Raw genomic sequence first — 17,503 nt, forward strand, 5'->3', positions numbered from 1 at the left:
GTTACTCGTAACGCAACGCCCACATCGGCTCGACCCGCGACGCACGATGCGCGGGCACGAACCCTGCCACGAGCGCAATGATCCCGAGCACCGCCGCAGCCCCCACGAACACCACGGGGTCGCGTCCCTTGAGCTGATACAGCTGCGACTCGGCCATCGGGCCCAGCCACAACGCGCCGGTCAGGCCGATGGCGCCGCCGACAAGCGTCATCAGCGCAACCTGGCGCAGCACCATGCCGCGCACGCGCGCGGGCGCGGCGCCGAGCGCCATGCGCAGACCGATCTCGCGCGTGCGCTGCGCCACCGTGTAGGCCAGGACGCCATAGAGCCCCACGGCAGCCAGAAGTGTCGCCAGGCACGCGAACGCGGTGGACAGCGTGGTGATGAGCCGATCGAGAAATACGTTGTCCCTCACCTGCTGCGGCATCGTCCGCAGGTTTTCGACGGGCAGATTCGGATCGAGCTCGGCGACGACCTTCGGGATGTGTGCGAGGAACTCCTCGGGATCGAGTGACGTCCTCACGTAGAACGCGAGCTGGCCGATCGAATCGTCCTGGCGGTACGGCGAGAAGAACAGCGGCGGGATGTCTCCCTTCACTTCGCTGTACTTCGCGTTCTGGACGAGCCCGATGATTTCCGTGTCGAGCGCTGAATTACGGCGGCCGATGCGCTTGCCGACCGCCTCGCGTCCGAGGTTGAACTTCTTCGCGAACGCCTCGTTGACAATCGCGACCTTCGGCCCCTTGAGCGCGTCGGCCCGGGTGAACTCACGGCCCAGAAGGAGCGGGATGCCCATCGTGCGGAAGTAGTCCGGGCCGATCTCGTTGAAGCGCGAGTTGGTGTCCGTGTCGGGTCCGGCCTTGAAGCCCTGGACTGACACGTCGCTCCCCCAGTTGCTGCCGGCAAGCGCGGGGACGAGCGAGCTGGAAACCGCCGTGACACCGGGCACGGCGGCCAGCCGTTCCTCGAGCCGCTCGAAGAGGATCTTCGAGCGCTCCGGCGTGTAGCCGTTCAACTCCGGCGAGACGCCAAACGTGACGAGATTGTCGATCGTGATGCCCAGCTCCGTCCGGCTCACGTTGACGAGGCTCCTGGTGAACAATCCGGCGCCGACGAGCAGCGCCATCGAGAGCGCGATCTGCGTCGTCGCGAGCGACGTCCGGAAGCGCGCCGCGCCCCGCGCGCCGGAAGGCTGTCCGGTCTGGCCCTTGAGGACCGAGAGCAGATCGTGGCGGGTGGCGTGGAGCGCGGGAAAGAGTCCAAAAAGCACCCCGGTGCCGATCGTGACGGCCGCCGCGAAGAGCAGAACGGTCGTATCGATGCGGAACTGGAGCGCGGTCGCGGCCTCGGCCGGCAGGAGCGACGCGATCAAGTCCAGCGTCCAGCGCGCGACGACAAGGCCGGCTGCGCCCCCGAGGATCGCCAGCAGCACCGATTCGGTCATCAGCTGAGCGGCCAGATGCCGGCGGCTCGCGCCGATCGAGAGCCGCACCGCCATCTCCCCGGCGCGCGCCGCGGAACGCGCCAGCAGCAGATTCGCGATGTTCGCGCAGGCGATCAGCAGCACCAGCGCCGTGACCCCGAGCAGCATCGTGAGCGGCGCCCTGGCCTCGCGGCCGACCGAGCTCTGGCCCCGCGCGCCTTCTTCCACGCGGACCTGCCTGGCGCGGAAGCGCTCCATCGTCTGGTCGCTCATGCCGCGCTGCAGCGGCGCTTCAACGTCGTTGATGATCGCGCGGTAGTGCGTGTTCAGCGCGGCGCGCGCCTGTTCGATCGAGACGCCCGGCCGCAGGCGCGCGAACAGGTATGCCCAGTACGTGTTGCGGCGATGGAACCCGTTGAACCCCGGGGTCATCAGGCCGCGCATCGTGATCGGGACGTACACCTGCGGGCGCGTGCCGATCGTCGTGCCCTCGAAGCCCTGCGGGGTCACGCCGACAATCGTCATGCTCTGGCCGTTGATCACCATCTGCTCGCCGAGCACCCCGGGATTCCCCGCGAAGCGTGTCTGCCAGTAGCCATAGCCGAGGACGACGACAGGCGACTGGCCGAGGGTGCGATCGTCCTGCGAGTTGATCAGCCGGCCGAGCGCGGGGCGGACGCCGAGGACCTGGAAGTAGCTGCCGGAGACCAGCATGCCCTCACCGCTCAGCGTCTGGCCTCGCGACGCGAGATTCGCGCCGAACGCCCGGTGCGCCGCAATGTTGGTGAAGACGGTCTGCGCATTCTGCAGGTCCCGGAACATCGGATAGCTGAAGACGACATCGCAGTTGCCCGCGTTGTTGCACGACTGCGAGCCCGGCTTCGGCCCGGGCGCCTCGAGGTTCACGAGACGATAGGGCTCCGGCACGGGGAGCGGCCGGAGCAGCATCTCGTTGAACAGCGAGAAGATCGCCGCCGTGGCTCCGATGCCGAGGGCCAGCGAGACGATGGCGACGATCGTCACGAAGGGGGTCTTCCACAGCCGGCGGAACGCGAGCTTCAGGTGCATGTCACTGCGATCTGACGAAGGAAGCCGTCCGGAAGTTGCCTCCTATTTCAGGCGGATGCGACGAATGACCGCATCAGGGACGCCCGGCACGAGGTAGTACAGCTCGCCGCCCAGCAGATCGAGCGGAACCGAACCGTTGGCGTTGACGCGGTCCAGGAGTTCGGAACTCGTCACGGTGATGCCGGTGCGGCTGAAACGGAGCTGTCGCACCGAGGTCCCTCCACCCGCCTCGTGTTGAGCGCCGGCGATGGTGCCTCGATGGAAGCGGATGCGGGCGAAACCGCCGAGCTCGGTCCCGTTCACCGGGACGACCCGCGCCGTGGAGCGGGACGCGAGGTCGATTCGCACCAACCGATCCTCATAGGCGACATAGACGGCGCGTCCCTGGTCGGCGGCCGCGAGGCTCGTGACCCGACCCGGGGGCAGATCCAGGGCGCGCGCGAGCGAATCGCCTTTCCTGGACGAACGCAGGAGCCGCGGCCCCTCGGCATCGAGCACGAGCACGCCGTGCGGGTAGGTGACGGCCACGTCCACGAAGCGGGTGGGGCCGAGGTCCGGCGGCGGCGCGAGCACGCGAAGCACCCGGCCGGAGATCAGCTGCACCTTGTGCAGTTCGGACCGCGGGTCGTCCGGCGAGGCGCTGACGACCCAGAGATCGCCGCTGCGGCGATCGATCGCGAGAGCCCGCACGCCGAGGAACCGCGCGGCATCGCCCGACAACGTCGCCGCACGGTTGCTGCCCTCGGCCACGACGGTGAGCTTTCGCTCGGGAAAGTTGCCGATCACGAAGCGGCGGGACACCGCATCGTACGCGAGGCCGCCCGGCGCGAGCCGTGGTGCGGCAAACCGCGCGACTTCCTCGACGCGTGCGATCGCCGTCGCGCTCGCAGCCACGGGAGAAACCGTCGCCGCGGGAGAGGCGGGCTCGGCCGGAGGGACGGTCACGGCGGGAGCGGGAGACGGCGTTTCCTTCCGTGGACGCGCGGATGGCGCGCCGGGTGGGCCGGGCGCCGGCGTGTTCTCCAGGCCGCGGATCGCGGCCTCCGCCTCGGGCCATGCGGGCAGCGCGCGCACGCGCCGGAAATCGTCGTCTGCCGAGATGTCGTGCGCGACCCCGAGTTCGGTGGCGAGACGCTGCAGCGTGACGAGCGCGTCGTGCGGGCGGCCGCTGACGCTCTGCGCTCGCGCCAGCAGCAGCCACAGATCCGGATCGCGGCGACCCCGCGTCTGCACGGCACGCCAGGCAAGGTCGTGAAACGTTTCCTCGTCGGCGCGCGCGTGCGCCTGGAGCGCGAGGTCGCGGCACGCCTGCCACTCGCGGCAGTCGGGACGCGCCGGCTGGATGGATGGGGCTGCGCCGATCGTCAGAAGCGCGGTGACGAAGATGACAGGGAGCAGGGAATGCACGCGGCGCCGGGCATCAATCTTACCCGAAGGGCCTGATATGATCCCGCGTCGTGCAGTCGTTACCCCATCTCTTCGAGAACAACCGCCAGTGGGCGTCGAAGCAGCGGTTCGGCCAGCCGGAGTTTTTCGCCAGGCTGGCCCAGCAGCAGGCGCCCGACTACCTCTGGATCGGCTGCTCGGACAGCCGTGTCCCGGCGAACGAGATTGTCGGCCTCATGCCGGGCGAGCTGTTCGTGCATCGCAACGTCGCCAACCTGGTGGTGCACACGGACCTGAACTGCCTGTCCGTGCTGCAGTACGCGGTAGAGGTGCTCGAGGTCAGCCACGTGATCGTCTGTGGCCACTACGGCTGCGGGGGCGTGGGGGCGGCGTTGTCCGGCGCGCGGCTGGGGTTGATCGACAACTGGCTTCGACACGTGCGGGAGGTGCAGGAGCGCCACCGCGCGCGGATCGCCGCGGCGCCCGCGTGGGCGCGCGCGGACCGGCTCTGCGAGTTGAACGTGATCGAGCAGGTCCGCCATGTCGGCGAGACGACCGTCGTGCAGGACGCGTGGCACCGCGGCCAGCGCCTCCACGTACACGGCTGGATCTACGCCCTGCAGGACGGCCTGTTGCGCGATCTGCAGGTGTCGGCCTCCAGCCCGGCCGAACTTGCCGCCGCCTACGAGGAGGCCATCGAGCATTTCGGTGCGGAGCGACGGTGACCGCCTCGATCGAGACCGATCGGCTGCTGCTGCGGCGCCCCGCCGCGTCGGACGTGGCGGCGATGTTCGAGCGTTACGCGTCCGATCCCGACGCGACGCGATATCTCGGATGGCCGCGACATCGCTCGCTTGAGGACACGCGGGCCTTTCTGGCCTTCAGCGACGCCGAGTGGGCGCGGTGGCCCGCCGGGCCCTACGTCATTGTCGATCGCGGCACGTCACGGCTTCTCGGCGGCACGGGGCTCGCGTTCGAGCGCGCCGACCGCGCGATGACCGGTTACGTGCTGGCGAAAGACGCGTGGGGACGCGGCTACGCCACCGAAGCGCTGCGCGCGATGGTGGGTCTCGCGCGCGACCTCGGCGTCACGCGGCTGTACGCGCTCTGTCACACGGCGCACCGGCCGTCGTGGCACGTGCTCGAGAAATGCGGCTTCGCACGCGAAGCGGCGCGGCCGGGGGCGCACGAGTTTCCCAATCTTGCGTCCGGCGATCCGCAGGACGTCTTCTGCTACGCGAGAGCCTTGTGATGAACAGCCGGCTGCTGTGCGCCGCGGCCATGTCGCTGTCGCTGGCCGCTGCGCCGGGGATCGACGCCACCGCGCTCCTGCGGGATCTCGAGCTGCTGGCAAGCGACGAGATGGAAGGGCGCAGGCCCGGCACTGCCGGCCACGACCGCGCGCGCGCCTACATCGTCCGCCGGTTCGGCGAGTCCGGCCTCGAGCCCGTGGGCGGCGCCTACGAGCAGGCGTTCACGTTCGCGGCACGACCCGGGGGGACGCCGGCGCGCCAGCGCGGAACGAACGTCATCGGCGTGGTGCGCGGACGCATTCGTCCCGGTCTCGCTTTCGTGGTCACCGCGCACTACGACCACCTCGGCGTGCGCAACGGCGTGGTGTTCAACGGCGCGAACGACAACGCCTCGGGTACCGCGGCGCTCTTCGCGCTGGCGTCCTCTCTGACAGCACACCCGCCGGCGCACACGTTCATCTTCGCCGCGCTCGACGCGGAAGAGGCCGGCCTGGCCGGGGCGCGCGCCCTCCTCGACGCGCCGCCCGTCAGCCGGGACGCGATCGTGGCCAACGTGAACCTCGACATGATCGCGCGCGATCCCGGGAACACGCTCTACGCGGCGGGCACCTTCCACCATCCGCACCTCAAGCCAGCTCTCCAGCGCGTGGCGCGCCGCGCCGCGGTGCGGTTGGTTTTCGGGCACGACGGTCCGGGCGCTCCGCGCGTCGAGGATTGGACCCGCGGGTCGGACCACTACGCGTTCCACCAGCTCGGCATCCCCTTCGTGTACTTCGGGGTCGAGGACGTGGCCCACCACCACAAGGCCAGCGATGATTTCGGTACGATCTCGCGCGAGTTCTACGCGAACGCGGTGGAGACGATCGCGGCGGCACTCGAGGAGCTGGATCGCCCCGCCGCCGGGATCCCGTTGAATTCTTCATCACGCATCGATTCGGCGCACGCGCGTTCGCCGAAGGAGCGGCAGTCGAAGCGGCCGTAGACGGAATCCCGTCGAGTCGCGCAAGAAATTTCTGCGGTCGCTTGCGGGAATCCGTAACAAAACCGGGGCTTTTTTCAGCGGACGTGCCGCGGCGCGCGCGGCGGCGGCGCGGTACGGGGTTCGCTTGATACTGCGCGGGGAGCACACCTTCACTTCGCTCCCTTTTCATGCAGGAGCGACCTCATATGCACTCACCCCGCTATTTCACGAGAGCGGCGCTGGCGATGGCGATGCTGATCGCACTCGTCGGCGTGATCGGGGCGGCCCGCGCGACCGCCGCGAAGAAGCCGGCAGCGCCGGCGGCCAAGGCTCTCAAGGCGGCCGTTGCCCAGAGCCCCGAGGACTTCGTCGGAGAGGAAACCTGTCTGACGTGTCACGAGGGGAAGGAATACACCGGCACCGCTCACGGCCTGAGGACGAACGCCAAGACCCCCGCGGCCAACCACGGCTGCGAGAGCTGCCACGGCGCCGGCAAGGCGCACGTGGAAGGCGAAGGCGACAAGACCAAGATCATCCGCCCGCAGGCGCTCAGCGCGAGCGAAGCGAGCGAGACCTGCACGACCTGCCACACGAAGACGACGCACGCCCTGTGGGCCGGCAGCCAGCACGATCAGCGCAACGTCGGCTGCCTGACCTGCCACAGCGTGCACGCGTCGAAGGGGCCGTCGCAGATCAAGGCCGCCAGCGAGCAGGAGCTGTGCGCGAGCTGCCATCGTAACGTCGTGAACAAGATGAACCGGGCGAGCCACATGCCGGTTCGCGAAGGCAAGCTGTCCTGCTCGTCGTGCCACAACCCGCACGGCACCGCCAACATGCGGCTGCTCAAGACGGGCACCACGGTCAACGAGAGCTGCACGAGCTGCCACGCCGAGAAGCGCGGGCCGACGCTGTGGGAGCACGCCCCGGTTGCGGACGGCTGTGTCAACTGCCACGATCCGCACGGGTCGAACAACGACCGGATGCTCTCGGCGAAGATGCCGTTCCTCTGCCAGCGCTGCCACGTGACCGCGCGGCATCCTCCCACGGTGTACGAAGGCTACCTGCTGAAGAACTCCACGAACGCCAACAAGATCTTCGGGCGGTCGTGCGTGTCCTGCCACCAGCTCGTCCACGGCTCGAACGCGCCGTCGGGCAAAGCGTTCCTGCGCTAGAGGAGGTTTGCATGCGCAACAGATTGACGACAGTGACTGCGGCGCTGTTGCTGGCCTCCGCGAACCTCGTGTTCGCGCAGCAGCAGGCGCCCACGCCGGCCGACACCACGCCGGCCACCGGTCCGGCGGCGATGCCCTGGACCGGGACGATTGACTTCGGGTTCCGCCCCGACATGAGCTCGGGCAACATCGCGCAGTACGAGCGGTTCCGCGATCTGCAGGACGGCGCGTTCACCCGCGTGAGCATCGCGCGTGAAGGCGACTCGTACCTGTTCAACGCCGGCGCCCGGAACATCGGGTACGACGACCAGGAGTACTTCGCCGACTACCACGGCGGCCGCGCGAAGGTGGCGTTCTTCTTCGACGGCACGCCGCTCAACTACGGCTACAACAACCCGTCCCCGTGGAGCATCTCGGGCAACACGCTGACGCTCGACACGGCCACCCGCACGGCCATCCAGAACCGGGCGCCGGGGTACATCGGCGTGCCGATCAGCGCCGCGCAGGTGGCGGCCGGATCCACCTACCAGGGGCTGTCCCGCGTCTTCGAGCTGACGTCGAAGCGTGAGACGGCCGGCTTCATGGCGAGCCTCAACGCGACGTCCGACGTCTCGGTGGACTTCGCCTTCCAGACGGCGAAGAAGGACGGCTACCAGCCGTGGGGCGCCGCGTTCGCATTCAACAACGCCGCGGAGCTTCCGCTGCCGCTCGACAACCGGACGAACGACTTCTCGGCGGGCGTCGAGTGGGCCAGCCAGCAGGGCATGCTGCGGCTGGCGTGGGGCGCGTCGTGGTTCAACAACGACATCCAGACGCTGGTCTGGGACAACCCGAACCGCGCGACCGATTACAACCGCGGCGTGGCGCCGTTCTACGATCCCAGCGGCTACAGCAACGGCAACGGCCCCGGCCGCGGCCAGATGTCGCTGGCGCCGAGCAACAACATGAACGTGATCAGCGCGACCGGGATGTACAAGCTCCCGTATCGCAGCACGTTCACCGGCACCTTCGCCTACAGCACGTCGAAGCAGGACGAGGAGCTGATTCCGTGGACGATTAACAGCGTGATCAACTCGCCGGCGGTCCTGGCGAACTTCCACGGGCTCCAGTCGCTCGAGCGCCCGACGGCGGAAGCGGAAGTGCGCGGCATCAACGCGCAGTTCTCGTTCAACTCGCGCCCGAACCGGTACGTCGGGCTCAACGCGCGGTACCGCTACAACGACCGCGACAACCGGACGCCGGCCTTCGACGCGACGGAGTACGTGCGCTTCGACGCGGTGCCGGAGGAGACCGGCGGCGAGATCGAGCCGTACGACATCACGCACAACCAGTTCGATGCGACGGCGACGTTCAACCTCGTGCGCTACACCGCGTTCCGCGTGGGCTACGCGCGTGACGCGATGGAGCACAACCACCGCGGCTTCGAAACGCTCACGGACAACACGCTCCGGGTGTCGGTCGACACGATCGGCAACCAGTACGTGATGGTGCGCGGCCAGTACGAGTTCACCACCCGCAGGGGGGACAGCTTCGGCCTCGAGTTCTTCGAGGACAGCGGCACGCAGCCGATCGCCCGCCTCTACGACGATGCGGAGCGCGATCGGAACCGCGGCACGGTGCTGTTCGTCTTCACGCCGGTGGCCAAGGTGGACTTCACCGCGTCGTTCGCCGCCGGCAAGGACGAGTACAACGGCGACAACCACCAGCTGGGGCTGCTGAACAACGACAACACCGCCTTCAACGTCGGCGTCAACGTGATGCCGGTGGACAAGGTGGCGCTCGGGTTCAACTACGGGCGGGAGGAGTTCTCCTCGACGCAGATGTCGCGGAACACCAACCCCGCGCCGGATGCCGGCTGGACCGACCCGAGCCGCAACTGGGCGCTCGACAACGACGAGACCGTCAACAACGTGCAGCTGTATCTCACGCTCGTGAAGGCGATCAAGAACACCGACCTGAGCGTGACCTATGACTACATGGACTCGGACAACGCGTTCGTCCACAGCGGGCCGCGCATTGACTACTACCGGTCTATCAACCAGTTCGAGGCGCTGCCCGAGGTCAGCAACACGTGGAAGCGCCTGACGGCCGACCTGAACTACTTCTTCACGAAGAAGGTCGGCGTCGGCATCGGCTACTGGTACGAGAAGTTCGACGTGAACGACTGGGCGGCGGTCGATACCTACGGCCCGGTCAACGCGGTCGGCGCCGCGACGGGCACGCCGCGCGTCGACTACTTGGGTGAACTGACGCTCGGGTACGGGAGCCGCCCGTACAAGGGCAGCACGGGGTTCTTCCGGATCCTGTACATGTTCTGAACGCTCGCACCCACCGAAGGCGTCCCTCCCCGAAACGACGCTTCTCGTGGGAACGGCCGGCCGTCCGCAAGGGCGGCCGGCCGTTTTTTTTGATGCGGGCGGAACCCCCCTTAATCTGATACAACCCTCCCTACAACCTTCCCTCGGAGCGCTCCCGATGCGAAACGTGTGCTTGTCATGGCTCGTCACGCTCGCCTTCGTCTCTTCTCCGCTCGCGCAATCGCAGGTGACGCCGCCCGAGAAGTTCTTCGGGCACCAGCTCGGCGCCGACCGCAAGCTGGCACGCTGGGACCGGATCGTCGAGTACTTCCGTACGCTCGAGAAACAGAGCGGCCGGATGAACGTGGTCGACATGGGCCCCTCAACGATGGGGCAGCCCTTCCTGCTGGCGTTCATTTCCTCGCCGGCGAACCTGGCGAAGCTCGAACACTACCGGCAGATGAATGCGAAGCTGAGCGATCCGCGCGGCGTCCCCGAAACGGAGATCAGGAAGATTGTGGCCGACGGGAAGGCCGTCATCGTCCAGTCGATGTCGCTGCACGCCACCGAGGTCGGCGGCAGCCAGATGGCGCCCGAACTCGCCTACGACCTGATCGCGCGCGACGACCCGGAAACCCGACGCATCCTGGACAACGTCATCTTCCTGATGGTGCCCTCCTTCAACCCTGACGGCCAGGTGATGGTCACCGACTGGTACCGCAAGTACGTCGGCACCGAGTACGAGGGCTCCAGTCTGCCCTGGCTGTATCACAAGTACGTGGGGCACGATAACAACCGCGATGCGTTCCAGACGAACATGATCGAGTCGCAGTACATGGCGAAGATCCTGTTCCGCGAGTGGATCCCGCAGGCCTACATCGATCACCACCACATGGGCAGCTACGGCGCGCGGCTGTACGTGCCGCCGTACGCCGAGCCGGTCCGGCCATCCGCCGATCCGCTCGTCTGGCGCGAGATGAGCTGGTACGGCGGGCACATCGCCTACAAGGAAGAGGAGCAGAGCAAGCCCGGGATCGTGAACGCCGCCATCTATTCGGGCTGGGGGCATTTCGGGTTCCATTGGATCACGCCGTTCCACAACATCGCCGGCATGCTCACCGAGTCGGCCAGCGCGCGCCTCGCGACGCCGCTCTACATCCATCCCGACCAGCTGCGCGGCGACACGCGCGGGCTGCCGGCCTACGAGGAACAGACGACGTTCCCGAACCCGTGGCCCGGCGGCTGGTGGCGGCTCCGCGACATCGTCGAGCAACAGAAGATCTCGGCCTGGGCGGCGCTCGACCTGGCGGCGCGCAACCGCGAAACCGTGCTGTGGAACGCGTATCTCAAGGCGAAGCGGCAGACCGAGCGTGGCGCGAAGGGAAACCCGGCCGCGTACGTGATTCCCGCGGCGCAGCACGATCCGCTGACGGCGCTGAAGCTCGTGCAGAAGCTCCTGACGCAGGGAATCGAAGTCCAGCAGTCGAAAGGCGAGTTCCGATCCGGCGGCATGGTCTTCGGGGCCGGATCGTTCGTCGTGCCGATGGCGCAGCCCAAGATGGGGGTCGCGCGGTGGCTGCTCGGCCGCACGTTCTACCCCGATAACACCTACACGCGCGACCGCGAGAACAACCCGATTCGCCCGTACGACATGTCCACCGACACAATGGCGGAGTTCATGGGGGTCGCCGTCGAGCCGGTCGAGCACGCGGTGAACGCCGATCTCGTGAAGGTAGCCGAGATTGCGGCCGCGGGCTCGATCGCGAAGGGCGCCGCCGGGTTCGTGCTCGACGGGCGCCAGAACGACAGCTTCCGCGCGGTGAATGTTCTGCTCGACAAGAACGTCGCGGTCCGCCGCGCCGCCGAGGACAGCCCGGACGGCCGCGTGAAGGCCGGAGACTTCCTCGTCGCATCGGCGCCCGAGCCGGCGCTTGCAGACGCCGCGAAAGCCAGTGGTGTCGACTTCGCGCCCCTCAGGACCGACGTCAAGCAGGCGCACGAGATCACGCGCGCGCGTATCGGGATGTACCAGCGTTACGGCGGCGGCAACATGGACGAGGGATGGACGCGATTCCTCCTCGAGCAGTGGGGCTTCGCGTACACGTCGCTGTCTGACAAGGACGTCAAGGCTGGCGGACTCGAGTCGAGGTTCGACGTCGTCGTTCTGCCCGCAGATTCCGTCGCGGCCATGACGGGTGAGCGTCCGGAAGGCGCGGCCGCGGGCCGCGGCGGGTCCGGCGGCGGCGAGCAGAACATCCCGCCGGAGTACCGGTCCGGCTTCGGCCGCGAAGGGGTGGACGCGCTGAAGGCGTTCGTGCAGAAGGGGGGCACGCTGCTGACCTTCGGCGAGGCAGGCGCGCTTCCGATCGACCGCTTCGGCCTGCCGCTCCGCAACGTAGTGGCGGGGCGGAAGACGACGGAGTTCTGGTGCCCCGGATCGACGCTTCGCGTGACGTTCAACACGCGCAACCCGCTGGCCTTCGGCATGCCCACGCAGGGGCTCGTGACGTTTCTCGCCGGCAGCCAGGTCTACGAGATCGCGCCGACCGAGCGCAACGAGCAGGTGGAGGTCATCGCCACCTATGCGGACCGCGACATCCTGCAAAGCGGCTGGCTGCTCGGAGGGCCGATCATCGCCAAAAAAGCCGCCATGGTGTCGGTCGCGCACGGCGCGGGCCGCGTCGTTCTGGCCGGGTTCAGGCCGCAACACCGCGCGCAGACCCACGGCACGTTCAAGCTGGTGTTCAACGCCCTGCTGAGGGCGCGTTAACCTTTCGGGCGCTCCTGCGTATTCATCAAGCAGGAGCACTCATATGCGACTGGCACGGAGACTCGCGGCGATCGCGTTGGTGATGTTGATCGTGGGTGGCGTGGTGGGGGCCCGGCAGGAGACGGCAGGCCAGCCCCAGCGCCCAGCCGCGCAACCGGCCCCCGCGGCGCCGTTCCCCGACGATCGGGACGCCCGTGAGACGCGGCAGCAGCTCGACGCGATCCTCGAGCGGTATCCGCCCGCGATCGGCCGGGTGTTCAAGATGGATCCGTCGCTGCTGAGCAACCCGGGGTATCTGTCGGCGTATCCGGCGCTCGCCTCGTTTCTGGCGGCGCATCCAGAGGTGATCCACAACCCCGGCTATTTCCTTTCGGTCGTGGAGGGGGCAGACGGATCGTGGCAGCCGGAGGACGCGAAAACGGCGACGATCGCCATGTGGCGCAACACGTTCGAAGGGGTGGGCGTCTTCGCCATTTTCCTCACGGTGACCGGGTCGTTGATCTGGCTGGTCAAGACCCTGATCGACTGGCGGCGCTGGTCGCGGTTGTCGCGGCTCCAGGCCGAGACACACACCAAGATCCTCGATCGCTTCGCGACGAACCAGGACCTGCTGGCGTACATCGAGACGCCGGCGGGGCGGCGCTTCCTGGAGTCCGGTCCCATGCTGGCTGACGGGCCGTCGCGGCCGCTCGCCGCACCCGTTTCGAGAATCCTCTGGTCGGTGCAGGCGGGTGTCGTGCTCGCGCTGGGCGGTCTGGGGCTGCTGTTTGTGAGCACCCGCGTCATTCCCGAGATTGGTGGGGCGCTGTGGGTCTTCGGCGTGCTCGCGCTGGCGCTGGGTCTCGGGTTTGTGTTCTCCGCCGTGGTGGCCTACGCCATCTCACGCCGCATGGGTTTGTTCGAGCCGTTGTTCGGGCGCCCCGCGCAGGGGCCCGCTGACGTCTGATGACCCTCACGCTTGCCGACATCGAACGCCTGCGCGCCCGGGCGGCGGACGCGGAGGACCACGTCGCGCTGGAAATGGACGAGGATACCTTCCGCGGTTTTTACGACCGCACGGCGCGCCCGCTGCGGTCGTACCTCGCGCGCGTGGCCGATCCGCGGGAGGCCGACGACCTGCTCCAGGAGACCTACTACCGGTTCCTGCGCGGCCGAACGCGGTATGAAAGCGAGGAGCACCGGCGGAACTCGCTGTTCACGATTGCCACCAACGTGGCGCGCGACCGCCGGCGGCGCCGGCGCGCGGATCCGGTCGCCGGTGCGACCGGTGCCGTCGAGGATCTCGCTTCCGCCGGCGACCGCACGGCACCGCACGCCGAAACACGGGCCGACGTCGGCCGGGCGATGGGACGGCTCAAGCCACGGGAACGCGGGCTGTTGTGGCTGGCGTACGGGCAGGGATGGTCGCATCGCGAGATCGCCGGCGCGCTGGGACTGCGGCCGGCGAGCATCAAGCCGCTGCTGTTCCGCGCGCGGCGCAGGCTGGCCAGCCTGCTGCGTGCGGGCGCCCCCGGCGCCAGGGAGATCGGGCGATGAGCGTCCACGAGTGCTCGTGGGAGCAGGACGTTCTCGACGCGGTCGCGTCGCGCCGGTGGCCGGCCCGCTGTGACGAGGCATTGCGGCGGCACGTCGCCGCGTGTCCCGTATGCGCCGATCTCGTGGATGTTGCGGGCGTGCTGCTGGAAGACTCCAACGCGGAGCGCGACCGGCTGCCGCTTCCGCCGGCCGGCCTCGTGTGGTGGCGCGCGCAGCTGCGCGCGCGCGAGGACGCGGCGCGCGCTGCGGCGCGGCCGCTCAGCCTTGCGCCGCAGGTGGCGCTGGCCTTCGCGTGCGCCGCGCTCGTGATGGGCCTGATGGCCGTCGCGCCAGCCGTGTGGGCGTGGGTCGTGGGCGCGCGGTCGTGGGTGTCTGCGATCGCGCTGCCTGCCATCGACGCGCGCGCCGCCGGGGAAGCCGCGCTTGCCGCGCTTGCCAATCGCGGCGTGCAGCTCGCCGCCGCCGCGTGGCTGGTTCTCGCCCCCGTCGCCCTGTACCTCGCGCTCACCGACGACCGTTGATTTCCGCAGCAGTTCAGTTCGCCTGCACCCGACTCCGGCGGGATTTGCTATCGTAGCCGTTTGGAGCCACGCATCGGATCCGCGCCGCGCCGGGCGGCCATCGCCTTCATCTTCGTCACCGTCGTCCTCGACGTGCTCGCCTTCGGCATCATCATCCCCGTGCTGCCGCGGCTGGTGGAGGATTTTCTCGGCGGCAATACCGCGCGGGCGGCGGAGATCTACGGGCTGTTCGGCACGATCTGGGCGCTGATGCAGTTCTTTTTCTCGCCCGTGCTGGGATCCCTGTCGGATCGGTTCGGCCGCCGCCCGGTGATCCTCCTGTCGAACTTCGGGCTGGGGATCGACTACGTCTTCATGGCGCTGGCGCCGTCGCTCGGCTGGCTGTTCCTCGGACGGCTGATCTCGGGGGTCACCGGCGCCAGTTTCACGACGGCGAGCGCGTATATCGCCGACGTGACGCCGCCGGAAAGACGCGCCGCCAGCTACGGCGTGCTCGGCGCGGCGTTCGGCGTCGGGTTCGTGCTCGGGCCCGCGGTGGGCGGCGTGCTCGGCAGCTACGATCCGCGGTACCCGTTCTGGGGCGCCGCGGCGCTCACGCTCGTCAACGCCAGCTACGGCGCGCTCATCCTGCCCGAGTCGCTGCCCGCCGAGAAGCGCCGCCCCTTCTCGTGGACCCGCGCGAATCCGCTCGGCGCGCTGCGGCTGCTGCGCTCGCATCCCGAGCTGCTCGGGCTCGCCTCGGTGAATTTTCTCTACTACCTCTCGCACCAGGTGCTCCAGAGCGTGTTCGTCCTGTATGCCGGCTTTCGGTACGGCTGGGAGGAGCGCACGATGGGCCTGATGCTCGCGCTGATCGGCGGGCTGAGCGTGATCGTGCAGGGAGGCCTGGTGAAGCCGCTCGTCGCGCGGCTTGGCGAGCGGCGCGCGCTGCTCACAGGGTTGTTGTTCGGCGCCTGCGGCTTCGCCGCGTACGGGCTCGCGCCCACCGGGTGGTGGTTCGCGGCCGTGACGCCGATCTTCTCGATGATGGGTCTCTACGGGCCGTCGGCGCAGGGGCTGATGACCAGGCGCGTCAGCCCGTCGGAACAGGGACAGCTGTCCGGTGCCAACAGCAGCGTCATGGGCATGACCGGCATGGTCGGCCCGGCGCTGTTCACCGTGATCTTCGCGGCGTTCATCCACGCGCTCCCCGGCGCGCCGTTCCTGCTCGCGGCCGGGTTCATGATCATCGCGGCCGCCATTGCGTGGGTCGTCACGCGGAGCGGGCCGTGACCGGCCTGCACGACGTCCTGGCGCGCTACTGGGGCTACTCGTCGTTCCGCCCGCTCCAGCGCGAAGCGATGGAGGCCATCCTCGAGGGACGCGACTCGGTCGTCGTGCTGCCAACCGGCGGCGGGAAGTCGCTGTGCTTCCAGGCGCCCGCGCTCGTCCGCCCGGGCCTGGGCGTCGTCATCTCGCCGCTCATCTCGTTGATGAAAGACCAGGTGGACACGCTCGTCGGGAACGGCGTGCCCGCAGCCTGCTTCAACAGCTCGCTCACGACGGAAGAGAAGTCGTCGGTCATCGCGGGGCTGCGCGGCGGCCGGTATCGACTGCTGTACGTCTCGCCCGAGCGGCTCGTTGGCGAGGGCAGCGAGACGTTCCGCGCGATCGTTCCGGACCTCGTCGGATTCATCGCCATCGACGAAGCGCACTGCATCAGCCAGTGGGGACACGACTTCAGGCCGGAGTACCGGCAGCTCGGGCGCCTGCGCGAGATCTGGCCGGACGCCAGCCTCCATGCGTTCACCGCGACGGCGACCGCGCGCGTGCGGCGCGACATCGTGACGCAGCTCGGGCTGCACGATCCGGTGGAGCTGGTGGGCGGCTTCGATCGGCCGAACCTGATCTATCGCGTGCTGCCGCGCGCCACGCTGAAACGACAGCTGCTCGAGATCCTCGGACGCCACAAGGGGGAGGCGGGGATCGTCTACTGCACCTCGCGGCGCGAGGTGGACGCGCTGGCCGCCTGGCTGGCCGACTCCGGCATTCGAGCGCGTCCGTATCACGCGGGACTGCCCGACGGGGAGCGCCACGCGAACCAGGACGCGTTCATCAACGAGGAGGTCGACCTCATCGTGGCGACCGTGGCGTTCGGGATGGGGATCGATCGCTCCGACGTGAGATTCGTGGTCCACGCGGGGGCGCCGCAGTCGCTGGAACACTACCAGCAGGAGTCCGGCCGCGCCGGCCGGGACGGCCTCGAGGCCGAGTGCGTGCTGATCTATTCGATCGCCGACACCATCCGCTGGCGCACCATGCTGGACCGCGCGGGAGAGCTGACGGATGCGCGCCGACGGCTGCTCCGCGACATGGAACGCTACGCGTCCGGGGTCGGCTGCCGCCACAGGCATCTCGTGGGCTATTTCGGCGAACGCTATCAGCGCGACGGATGCGATGCCTGCGACTTCTGCCTCGGCGAGCTGGAGCCGGCGGCCGACGCGCCGATCGTCGCCAGAAAGGTGTTGTCGTGCGTCGCGCGGGTGGGACAGCGTTTCGGCGCCGCGCATGTCGCCAACGTCCTGTGCGGAAGCGAAAGCGAGCAGGTCAGCGCGCGACGCCACCACCAGCTGAGCACGTTCGGCCTGCTGAGCGACGCGCCCATCGCGGAGGTGCGCGGCTACATCGAGCAGCTCGTCGCGGCGGGGCTGCTGCGGCAGACAGACGAGGCCATGCCGGTGCTCGTGCTGACGCCCGATGGCGTCGCGCTCTTGAAGGATCCCGCTGCCCGGCCGGACCTGAAGCTCGCGCGGCAGCGCCGCCCGTCGAAGGACAAGCCGGCGCGGCGTTCACGCCCCGAGGCGGAGTCGTGGCAGGACGTGGACCGCGAGCTGTTCGACCGCCTGCGCGCCCTGCGGCTCGAGGTCGCGCGCGCCCGCGGCGTGCCCCCCTACGTCATCTTCCACGACACGACGCTGCGCGAGATGGCGCGGTTGAAGCCGCGCACGATCGACGAGCTGTACGGCGTGTACGGCATCGGCGCGCGCAAGGCGGAGGAGCTCGGAGAGATGTTCCTGCGCGCGATCCGGGCGTGGCGCGAGCCTTCAGGCTCGCGCGGGCAGACCCGATAGGTCCGT

General features: G+C 68.8%; 13 protein-coding genes. 11 read left to right on the forward strand and 2 right to left on the reverse strand.

What is annotated here, in order from left to right:
* Position 1 precedes the first annotated feature (1 nt).
* Both HYU53_19055 and HYU53_19060 read right to left on the reverse strand, forming a co-directional pair.
* Positions 2 to 2,491 (reverse strand): ABC transporter permease, encoded by a 2,490-nt coding sequence (locus HYU53_19055; GenBank protein MBI2223294.1) that lies wholly within the window; start codon positions 2,489 to 2,491, stop codon positions 2 to 4.
* Between the two features lie 42 nt (positions 2,492 to 2,533).
* On the reverse strand, positions 2,534 to 3,898 hold the full coding sequence (locus HYU53_19060) for a hypothetical protein (GenBank protein ID MBI2223295.1): 1,365 nt from the start codon (positions 3,896 to 3,898) through the stop codon (positions 2,534 to 2,536).
* Positions 3,899 to 3,948: 50 nt separating this feature from the next.
* On the opposite strand from HYU53_19060, the gene can reads away from it, so the two are divergent.
* The 11 genes from can (at position 3,949) to recQ (ending at position 17,497) form a co-directional block, all read left to right on the forward strand.
* The gene (can, locus tag HYU53_19065; protein ID MBI2223296.1) at positions 3,949 to 4,602 is read left to right on the forward strand and encodes a carbonate dehydratase; all 654 of its coding nucleotides are present in this window, start codon (positions 3,949 to 3,951) and stop codon (positions 4,600 to 4,602) included.
* Positions 4,599 to 5,129 (forward strand): GNAT family N-acetyltransferase, encoded by a 531-nt coding sequence (locus HYU53_19070; GenBank protein MBI2223297.1) that lies wholly within the window; start codon positions 4,599 to 4,601, stop codon positions 5,127 to 5,129. Before can ends, HYU53_19070 begins: the two co-directional genes overlap by 4 nt.
* Positions 5,126 to 6,112 carry a M28 family peptidase gene (locus HYU53_19075; GenBank protein ID MBI2223298.1) on the forward strand — a complete coding sequence of 329 codons (987 nt, stop codon included), beginning with the start codon at positions 5,126 to 5,128 and terminating at the stop codon, positions 6,110 to 6,112. The genes HYU53_19070 and HYU53_19075 overlap by 4 nt, the downstream gene beginning before the upstream one ends.
* A gap of 185 nt (positions 6,113 to 6,297) precedes the next feature.
* Positions 6,298 to 7,263: a DmsE family decaheme c-type cytochrome gene (locus HYU53_19080; protein MBI2223299.1), complete on the forward strand. Its 966-nt coding sequence runs from the start codon at positions 6,298 to 6,300 to the stop codon at positions 7,261 to 7,263.
* Between the two features lie 11 nt (positions 7,264 to 7,274).
* Entirely contained in the window at positions 7,275 to 9,581 is a 2,307-nt protein-coding gene (locus HYU53_19085; protein ID MBI2223300.1) for an MtrB/PioB family outer membrane beta-barrel protein, read from the forward strand.
* A gap of 157 nt (positions 9,582 to 9,738) precedes the next feature.
* The gene (locus HYU53_19090; GenBank protein MBI2223301.1) at positions 9,739 to 12,330 is read left to right on the forward strand and encodes a peptidase M14 family protein; all 2,592 of its coding nucleotides are present in this window, start codon (positions 9,739 to 9,741) and stop codon (positions 12,328 to 12,330) included.
* 43 nt (positions 12,331 to 12,373) lie between these two features.
* Positions 12,374 to 13,276, forward strand: a complete 903-nt coding sequence (locus HYU53_19095) for a hypothetical protein (GenBank protein MBI2223302.1) — start codon at positions 12,374 to 12,376, stop codon at positions 13,274 to 13,276.
* Positions 13,276 to 13,866, forward strand: a complete 591-nt coding sequence (locus HYU53_19100) for a sigma-70 family RNA polymerase sigma factor (protein MBI2223303.1) — start codon at positions 13,276 to 13,278, stop codon at positions 13,864 to 13,866. The genes HYU53_19095 and HYU53_19100 overlap by 1 nt, the downstream gene beginning before the upstream one ends.
* The gene (locus HYU53_19105; GenBank protein MBI2223304.1) at positions 13,863 to 14,387 is read left to right on the forward strand and encodes a hypothetical protein; all 525 of its coding nucleotides are present in this window, start codon (positions 13,863 to 13,865) and stop codon (positions 14,385 to 14,387) included. Before HYU53_19100 ends, HYU53_19105 begins: the two co-directional genes overlap by 4 nt.
* Positions 14,388 to 14,486: 99 nt before the next feature.
* Positions 14,487 to 15,659, forward strand: coding sequence for a TCR/Tet family MFS transporter (locus tag HYU53_19110; GenBank protein ID MBI2223305.1), 1,173 nt, complete (start codon positions 14,487 to 14,489; stop codon positions 15,657 to 15,659).
* Positions 15,656 to 17,497: a DNA helicase RecQ gene (gene recQ, locus HYU53_19115; GenBank protein MBI2223306.1), complete on the forward strand. Its 1,842-nt coding sequence runs from the start codon at positions 15,656 to 15,658 to the stop codon at positions 17,495 to 17,497. Before HYU53_19110 ends, recQ begins: the two co-directional genes overlap by 4 nt.
* The last annotated feature ends 6 nt before the right edge of the window (positions 17,498 to 17,503 follow it).

This window comes from Acidobacteriota bacterium, from assembly GCA_016184105.1.
Lineage (GTDB): Bacteria > Acidobacteriota > Vicinamibacteria > Vicinamibacterales > 2-12-FULL-66-21 > JACPDI01.